The 481-nt window shown below is 53.6% G+C and carries 1 protein-coding gene; it reads left to right on the top strand.

The window, feature by feature from the left end; translation table 11 throughout:
* Nucleotides 1–58: 58 nt before the first annotated feature.
* Nucleotides 59–481 (top strand): endonuclease/exonuclease/phosphatase family protein (locus FYC48_RS23130; protein WP_200836682.1); only part of this gene is annotated, 423 nt, incomplete at its 3' end.

Genomic DNA, 481 nt, shown 5'->3' with positions numbered 1-481 from the left:
TTCCTGAGTTCACGATGTTTGGCCGCGACCCCGTTATCACCAACGTTCGCCGACAGAAATGAAGAAGCTCGCATCATTGCTGACCTTCGCATTGACACTTGCTACCAATGCAAGTGCCGATTCGATCCGTATTGCGACGTACAATTTGAACTGGGGCAACCGACGCGGCGATCAAGTGCTTAATGCACTCGAGACCGCTGCCCCCGACGTCATTTGCTTCCAAGAGACAACGGTGCAATCGGAACGGTTTCTCCGCGACCGCCTTGCTGAAACGCACCCGCATTTCCACTCCGCCGGACACAACGGTCGCTACGCCGGCGAACGGTTTGCCTTCGCATCGAAGATCAAGCTAACCGATTTGGAATTCGTCCCACCCACTGCGGGCCTTTTTGGCTTTTACTCCGCAACATTGAAGCGTTTCGATACATCAGTACGTATTATCAACGTCCATTTGACGCCATTCCAGATGAAACGTGGCGGC

The sequence above is a fragment of the Roseiconus lacunae genome, from assembly GCF_008312935.1.
In the GTDB taxonomy this organism is placed as follows: domain Bacteria; phylum Planctomycetota; class Planctomycetia; order Pirellulales; family Pirellulaceae; genus Stieleria; species Stieleria lacunae.
The sequence above is the reverse complement of the archived record's forward strand: the minus strand, read 5'-3'. Positions and strand labels throughout refer to the sequence as shown.